This is a genomic window from Paenibacillus sp. 01T422 (assembly GCF_056398785.1).
Map to the genome: position 1 here is coordinate 1 of NZ_JBFTQB010000234.1, position 7,807 is coordinate 7,807.

The following is a 7,807-nucleotide window of genomic DNA, read 5'->3' on the forward strand; positions in this document are numbered from 1 at the left end:
ATTCTATGTTTACTAGAGGGATTTGCGAGGGTGAGTGGCTAGGAGCAGTTTCTTTAAGTAGCCTAAATTCCCGATTGTCGAAAAATAACTCAATAAATATGTTTTAATGACATATAATATGTGTTAAAATAATAAAAATGCAAAGGGGGAATCTCCGAATGGACGACAAGAACGATAAAACCAAGAGGCTTTCCGTCTACTTACCTGAGAAAGTGAAAGCAGATTTGGAGCGCATGGCGGAGGAAACAGGCTTGTCTATGACGCAGCTTATTGTGATGGCGACGCATGGCCTACTCGCGAATTATGATTCGCATGGCGGAGCTATTTTTGCCGACTTATTGGCAGCTAAACAACGGATCGTTCCCGAGGTGAAGGATCGGCAGCGGCTTTTGCGTGAAGAGAAAGAGGGCATGCAGGATTACTACGGCGCGCGAGCGGCTGAATATGAACGGATTTATGCTCGTGAGGATGCGGAGTATCAGCAAGAACTTGCGATGCTGGCGGATATCGTGAAGAGGCAGGTGACTGGGAGCCGCGTTCTGGAGGTGGCTTGCGGTACTGGATATTGGACACAGTTCATGGCGGCAACGGCCAAACACATCGTTGGTGTGGACGTTCGACCAGAGGTGCTGCAAATTGCGGAATCCAAGAGATCTTTAAACCGCTGGCGGAGAATCTGCGGATATTTGTCGGCAGTTCCTTCTGGTATGTCAGCTACATGGTGGCTTAGGAATCATCGGCCGGAGTGAGTGGGCGTAAGCTTAGTGCCCGGATGTGAACTTAAGGCCGAGAACGCCGACCAGAATAAGGATCATGAATAGAATACGCAGTAAACTAATAGGCTCATTCAGAAATAGGGTGCCGATAATAATTGCACCTACAGCGCCAATTCCCGTCCAAGCCGCGTAGGCTGTGCCGATAGGAAGAGTTTTCGTAGCTGCTGCGAGAAAATAAAAGCTGATAATCATGCCGACAATGGTGATGCTGGATGGAACCAGTCGTGTGAAACCATTGGAGAACTTCAATGAGATCGCCCATACGACTTCAAAAACACCTGCAATGACTAGATATAACCATGCCATCTGTGAATCACTCCTTCAAAAGTATGCTAAGATGCCCATTAGATCGCGGCAAAAAGAAAAAGCCTGGAAGCAATATCGCTAATGCGATAAGACTCCCGGGCTTTTTCCCCTCCGTGATCACAGCGTATCCGCTGCGTGTTTTCTCTCGGACCAGACCGGCGCTGCAGCGCCGCGGAACCCTAGAAACATGATGCCGTAATTATAGGACGGCTAACATGCTATGTCAAGTTGCATCATTTCAAAAAAAGAATAAAAGCCCTGAAAAGCGGCTCATTCGAGCTAACGCTTGTCTGGGCTTTATTCATGTTGAACAAGAAAATTACTTGGATTCAGCAGTTAGTTGATTGTAGATATCATCCCACAGAACACGTCTAGCGGATACATACCTTTTCGCATAATAGGATTCGCTTAGCTTGTTTTTCACGATACCTTCATTGGATGCAGAGTGAATGAATTCACCATTTCCAAGGTAGATACCAACGTGAGAAATGCCTTTGCCCCCTGTGTCGAAGAACACAAGATCACCTTTACGAAGATCACTTTTGTCGATCCAGTAGCCCTCTTTATTTTGAGCTGCTGAACTATGAGGAAGGTCAATGCCGAATTTATTGAACACGTACGATGTGAAACCAGAGCAATCAAAGCCTCTTGTTGTCGTTCCCGCATCGCGGTACGGTGTTCCAATCAATTCGTCAACCGTTGAGTCCAATGTGGATTCTGACGCAGACACACTCCCTAAAGCTACACTCAAAAACAAAACAAGACTAAAAAGAAGAGCAACAACCTTTTTCAACTGCTTGTCTCCTTCCGGTGCCTACGAGGTTAGCTGGAGGGTTCGGTTGAAGGTTCCCTATGATCCCTGTCTTGCAAGATCAATTCACCCGGTGTGGTTCCCCCGTTTCCCCAAGAAATGAGGAATTCGGCATGAAATATTTGGTTTTTTAATGCTAGTCTCTTTAATTCGTCATAAACATCGAAATTCCTCCTTTTTCGTGCAATTTGGTCTGAAAAAATGTGTAAAGGTTCGCTTTACAGACAAAAAAATCCCCTTTTGCAAGGGGATTGAACAAATCTAAACCAATTATGGTTTTATTTATTTTGTTTTAACGACTCATTTTGGCGGAAAGAAGCTGAAATTGCGAGGTAATGGACCACATTTGCATGAAAATATGGAAGAGCGGGAAAAGCTGATAAATGATTAGCGCTACCAGTCCTGCCCAGATATAGGTCGATGTGACCGTAATCCCTGCCAAAAGTCCTGAACTAATTAAAAGGATCAGGGAAAGGCCGATAATCGGCAGCGAATACCGGATGAACGTGATGACTGTGGATACAATGCCGAGATGCGCCGCAATCGCGAACTGGACGTACATAAAAAGTAGATGCAGCAGAAAGCCATAAACCAGCATCCCCATTAGCCAAGGCAGTAAGTCGAGGGAGGCCTGCTCATAAGATGAGCTGTGAGCAAGCACCTTCTGCGCTTTGGGCAGCACCCAGATGAGAGGCAGCAGAGACATGGCGATTCGGATTATATACGCGGCGAAGAAGGGAAGTGTGAGTTCCTTGATGCCGCGGACGAAGCGATAGCCGGCATTTTGATCCGAATGCGTGAGCGAATAGTAGACGCCGCTGTTCAGCATCGGGGTAAGCAGCATGCGAGCTAGGAGCAGGATAGCCAGCCACCACAAGTAGGAATGGCTAAGATCCGTTTTGAATAGCTGGAACTGACTTTCGGCGAGAAAAAGCTGGAGCGCTTCTTTCGGCTGATCGCCGCCGGGAAAGCGATGCATGAGGGGGACAAGGACCCCTTGTACAAGCTTATACAGCAGCATCCCCCAGCACATCTGGTAGATGAATAAGACAATCGTGGCGAAGGGTTGCTGCAGAGCCGCCCTGAGGCCGGATTTGAGATAAGTTGTCACAGGTGTCCCTCCTAAGCGTTGTTTTCTGAAGAGTGGGCGCCTACCAGGCCACCCACCCGAAAATAGCTTGCAGGAATTGAATAATGCCGAGATTCAGRCGGAGTTTCCACTTGGTATCWACTTCTGCTTGCATAAAGTTATTAATATGTTTGTTCTCTAGAATGAGCGAGTACTTCGGATCGATGCGGACCCAATCTACAGGCGTCGTGTGGGTTAGTTTATATTCTATGCTGCTTTCTTTGCCGTCCCATGTTTTGTCGAGCACCGTACCGTCAGCGAAATGGAACTGAATCGGCACTTCGGGTGAATTCCCGCCGCGCTTGGAGATGAGGACCGTACTTTCGTAAGGGCCAGCTCCTTTGCTGCCTGTGGCTTTCACATGGATGCTTTCAATCGAGTAATCTATCATCATTGAGCCGTAGACATATTCATTGAAGAAGTCGTCCCACTTCGTTTTGGATACTTCCTCGACAACATTTTGAAAGTCTTTGGTGGAAGGATGCTTGAATTGCCATTTTTGAAAATATGTCCGCATGATACGATCCATGGTCTTGGTGCCGACTTGCTTCTCGATTGCTTTCAGCACGAGCTTGCCTCTGGTATACACATTTTCTGCGTATTGATCATGTCCGGTATAGGCCCATGCATTTTGCCGCAGAGCATTCGGAGAAGTAATGTAGCTGGACTCGACTGGTAAATTAGGGGTCGCTCCGAAATCGGCTTCCATTACTTTATCCTCGGCATAGGAGGTAAAGCCCTCATCCAGCCAAGCTTCTTCAAACTCATTACTCGCCACGAGGCCATAGAAGTATTGGTGTCCGATCTCATGCACAACAACACGTTCCAATTCCTGATCCGGCGTCTTGTCGTCCGCGCCCCAAGCGGTTATGAGCGTTGGATACTCCATCCCGCCTGCGCCGTTGCCTCCGGGAGGAGGTACAACGATAGACAAGGTCGAGTAAGGATACGTTCCGTACCACTGGCTATAACGGGATAACGCTTTTTTGGCAGCGTACATATAACGATCTTTCAAATCCTGATGGTTGGGATCAAGATAGAGCTTGATCTTCACCCCGGGTATTTGCGGCGTAGAGAAGGGCTCTTCCACATACACGAAGTGAGGTGAAGCTGACCAGGCGAAATCATGCACGTCATCGGCATAAAATTGATACGTCTTCGTCCCGTTCTCCGTCACAGCCGGTTTCACCGGGAAACCTGTCGCGGCAACCGTATAGTTCGCCGGCACTTGAATTTTCACATCATATAAGCCGAAATCTGCGTAAAATTCCGAATTCCCATGATATTGGTGGAGATTCCAGCCTGCTTCCGTGCGTCCCCTTGTGCCGATTCGTTCATATGCGGCAACCTTAGGGAACCATTGCCCAGCCATCACGAAGTCGTCCACATAGCCCATTCTAGCGAAGGCTTCGGGTAGTTTGACGAGAAACTCCGTCTTGAGGGTGACCCGTTCACCGGCTCCTACGGGCTTCGACAGCGGTATTTTGAGCAGCGTATGGTCGTCTTTATTGCCGTCATCCGGCTGCACGAACGACATGCGTGGCGTAAGGTCCTCGCCATCTTCCGTTTTTACTGAAAGCAAGTCCATCCAGCCGGTACTGTCAGCCTTGGCTTCATCTTGTCTCAGCTTGCCGCCGGACTCCCGCATAAACGTTGTTTTCTTGGATGCGAATGCATTTGGATATAAATGCAGATAAATCTCTTGCACAGGGACCGATCCTGGATTTTCCCACGATAGCGCTTGCTGCCCTTTGAGTTGTCTTGTCTCTGGTGTGTAGGCAACATTCATGTGATACTCCGCAATGCGGTAGCTTAGCGGCTCCTGTGTTTGTTTGTCCGAAGATTTGCCGCGATCAGCAGGCTGCATGTCCGGCGCCGGAGCTGACGGCTCTTCCTTAGAGACGACGGTCTCCGTCAGTTTACTTGCAGATGGGAGCAAAGTTTCAGACAGCAAGACAGTGCCTGCTGCAAGGAGCATGACAACGAACCATTGTAGCTTTCGGTTTTTGAATAAAACACTCAATAGATTCACCCCGCCTAACAAGCATCTACAGCATGTATATGTAGACAACCTAGGGAATATTTCTGTGAGTGGAAAAGATTTGTTAACATAGCCGAAAAGCTGGCTATTGCCAGGCTCTAGTTCTCTGCTCTTGTTCTCATGGAGTACTTTAGCTACAATAAAAGCAAAGGTATCATTTTAACATTACGATGAGTGGAAGGTGCAACGATGGAAGCGGATAAAAAGAAGCTGGCCTTAAATATAGTAAGCTCTAAAGTCAATCACAAAGGATTCGGTGCTGGGGCGATTGATCTTAGCAATGTATCAGGGGTTATTATCGATGGCGATGAAGCCTATCTTGATGAAGGCACGCTGCATGCCAAGAGTAAAATCGAGAAAGGGATTAAATTCTCGACCAACAAAGAAGATGTGCCGAATGGACGCAAGGCGTGGATCGTTTGGGTGGCAGTGGATCGCACCGAAGAGGGAGCGTACTATGCAGGCATGTCTGCTTGCGAGATGCTAGTCGATACAGAAGCACGCAGGGGTTGGAAGATTTTGGCCGATCATGTGAACAAAATGGACGGCGCCATGAAGCGTAAATTTATCCTTGATGGCTTGTCCGACAGCGAGCGCGCAGCCCTCAAAAAGCAGTTAATTAGCCACAATGAAGAATGGTGGAACCGCTCGGATGAAGTGCTGAAAGATGCGCTTTCTTAATCCTACCAAGGCAATATTTGAGATTATGAACATTATGTGTCATCCATTGTTACGCCAAGGTGAACCGAGTATACTAGACCCTAGTGTATGTTACCTCATATACTAGGACAGCAAAAAGGCAGACTAAGACGCGCTTAGTTCTGCCTTTTTGTGTTCTCTGAAAGCCGCGCGGGGACTGGGAATTAGTCATTCCACCAACGTTTGATATCGTTCCACCAAGAGCCATTCTGGCCTTTTGGCGAGTCCTTTTTATCATCATTGGAAGTGGGCTTGGCGGGCTTGCCTGTGCAGTAAGTCGTTGGCTCTGTGCCAGCCAGAAATGCTTCAAGATGAGCATTCGGACAATCCTCGTTGGACAGCTTTCCGCTCACGGGATCAATATAGACATTGGCTACCCCTTCCGGAATTTGGAATAGTTTGGGCGGAATGGCCTCCAACGTTTGTTCCGTGAATTCCGCGAAAATAGGTGAAGCCAGATGCGACTCGACGGTGGAGATGTCCCGGTTTTTATCATAGCCGACCCATACTGCTGTAGCGAGCTCCGGCGTAAAGCCGACCAGCCAAGCATCGGTATCAGTCGTTCCAGTTTTACCAGCAATCGGCCGCTTGATCGTACTAGCAACACGGTTACCCGTACCGCCTTCCTCGAACACGCTCTCCATGAGATTCGTCATCACATAAGCAACCGCTGGATTAATCACCTGCTCCTCTTTTGGAGCCGCTTGGTATAAAATCTGACCGTTCGCATCCTCAATGCGCACAATTGCAGTCGCTTCCTTATGCAGCCCTTGATTCGCAATCGTTCCGAAAGCCGACGCCATCTCAAGTGGACTTACAGGGAAGGAACCGAGCGCCAGAGATGGCAAAGGCTTCATCGGTGAGTCAATGCCCAGCTTGCGGGCTAGATCAATGACCTTGGCAGGACCAACATCCAGAATCGTATGAACCGCATAGATGTTATCGGATTTGGAAATCGCCTGCCGCATATCGATATTCGCATTTACATATTGATCGTTGAAGTTTCTCGGCGTGTAACGCTGACGCCCTTCGTCGTAAGTGAACACCGTAGGCTCACTTTTCACCTGTGTGACGGGCGTATACCCATTTTGCAGGGCTACCATATACATAATTGGTTTAAAAGAGGACCCTGGCTGCCTCGTATTCGACAACGCTCTGTTGAATTGATTTTCTGTATAGTCACGTCCTCCGACCATCGCTTTGATCTCCCCGGTACGTGGGTCGATGGCGACGAGAGCAGCCTGCAGCTCAGTTCTGCCATTCAATTGCCCAGTGACGACACTTTCGGCGATTTCCTGTGCTTTCTTATCAAGCGTCGTGTAAATGCGAATGCCGCCCTCGTCGAATTGCTCTTCAGGAATACCGAGCTTTTCTGTGGCAAGTGTCCTTACATAATCTCTGAAATAAGGAGCTGCTGCGGGTTTCTTCTTCGTCAGCGGCTGGATGGTCAGTTTCTCCTTGCCAGCAGCGTCTGCCGCAGCCTGCGTGATGAATCCGCTGCGGACCATCGTTTGGAGCACGATTTTTTGCCGGTCCAGCGCACTTTTCATATCATAATAGGGTGAATAGTAACGTGGCCCTTTTGGGACACCGGCAATCATGGCGCTCTCGGCTAACGTCAATTCACTGGCGTGTTTGCTGAAGAATAGCTCAGAAGCTGTTTCTATGCCATAGGTCGAATGACCGTAGTAAATTTGATTTAAATAATCCGCAAGAATTTCATCCTTGCTCAGCTGCATCTCCAATTGAACGGCATACATCGTTTCTTTGATTTTACGCGTCCAGGTACGGTCATGTGTCAAATACAAATTTCGGGCTAATTGCTGAGTGATAGTGCCTGCGCCCTGCACTTTCGCCATCGCTTTCACATTGACAATCGCTGCACGGGCTACGGCTTTCACGTCGACACCGAAATGATCGTAGAAATGTTGATCCTCTACGGCGAGCGTAGCTTTAATCACGTATGGTGAAATTTCATTTAATGAAACGACTTGCCGATTTTGTCCCGAATAGAATGTGTCGATGAGTTCGCCGTGCGTATCAAA

General features: G+C 48.2%; 7 protein-coding genes and 2 riboswitches. Of the genes, 2 read left to right on the top strand and 5 right to left on the bottom strand.

What is annotated here, in order from left to right; all coding sequences use genetic code 11:
• The first annotated feature begins 158 nt into the window (after positions 1 to 158).
• A complete protein-coding gene (locus AC1DUA_RS15030) occupies positions 159 to 749 on the top strand; it encodes a methyltransferase domain-containing protein (RefSeq protein ID WP_477500541.1) in 591 nt (196 codons plus the stop codon).
• Between the two features lie 12 nt (positions 750 to 761).
• On the opposite strand, the gene sugE is transcribed toward AC1DUA_RS15030, so the two are convergent.
• The 4 genes from sugE to AC1DUA_RS15050 all read right to left on the bottom strand — a co-directional run bounded on the left by sugE (position 762) and on the right by AC1DUA_RS15050 (position 5,000).
• Positions 762 to 1,082 carry a quaternary ammonium compound efflux SMR transporter SugE gene (gene sugE, locus AC1DUA_RS15035; protein WP_477500542.1) on the bottom strand — a complete coding sequence of 107 codons (321 nt, stop codon included), beginning with the start codon at positions 1,080 to 1,082 and terminating at the stop codon, positions 762 to 764.
• A gap of 90 nt (positions 1,083 to 1,172) precedes the next feature.
• Positions 1,173 to 1,275, bottom strand: a riboswitch (guanidine-I (ykkC/yxkD leader).
• Positions 1,276 to 1,401: 126 nt separating this feature from the next.
• Complete coding sequence (locus AC1DUA_RS15040; protein ID WP_477500543.1) at positions 1,402 to 1,875, bottom strand: C40 family peptidase; 474 nt, start codon at positions 1,873 to 1,875, stop codon at positions 1,402 to 1,404.
• 3 nt (positions 1,876 to 1,878) lie between these two features.
• A riboswitch (cyclic di-AMP (ydaO/yuaA leader) is annotated at positions 1,879 to 2,017 on the bottom strand.
• Between the two features lie 168 nt (positions 2,018 to 2,185).
• Positions 2,186 to 3,004 (bottom strand): hypothetical protein, encoded by an 819-nt coding sequence (locus tag AC1DUA_RS15045; protein WP_477500544.1) that lies wholly within the window; start codon positions 3,002 to 3,004, stop codon positions 2,186 to 2,188.
• 40 nt (positions 3,005 to 3,044) lie between these two features.
• Positions 3,045 to 5,000, bottom strand: a complete 1,956-nt coding sequence (locus AC1DUA_RS15050; RefSeq protein WP_477500547.1) for a M1 family metallopeptidase — start codon at positions 4,998 to 5,000, stop codon at positions 3,045 to 3,047.
• Between the two features lie 252 nt (positions 5,001 to 5,252).
• Here AC1DUA_RS15050 and AC1DUA_RS15055 point away from each other — a divergent pair, with 252 nt between their 5' ends.
• Positions 5,253 to 5,744 (top strand): YwhD family protein, encoded by a 492-nt coding sequence (locus AC1DUA_RS15055; protein ID WP_477500545.1) that lies wholly within the window; start codon positions 5,253 to 5,255, stop codon positions 5,742 to 5,744.
• A gap of 182 nt (positions 5,745 to 5,926) precedes the next feature.
• Here the strand turns inward: AC1DUA_RS15055 and AC1DUA_RS15060 are convergent.
• Positions 5,927 to 7,807, bottom strand: a 1,881-nt coding sequence (locus AC1DUA_RS15060; RefSeq protein WP_477500546.1) for a transglycosylase domain-containing protein, incomplete at its 5' end; no start/stop codon positions are given.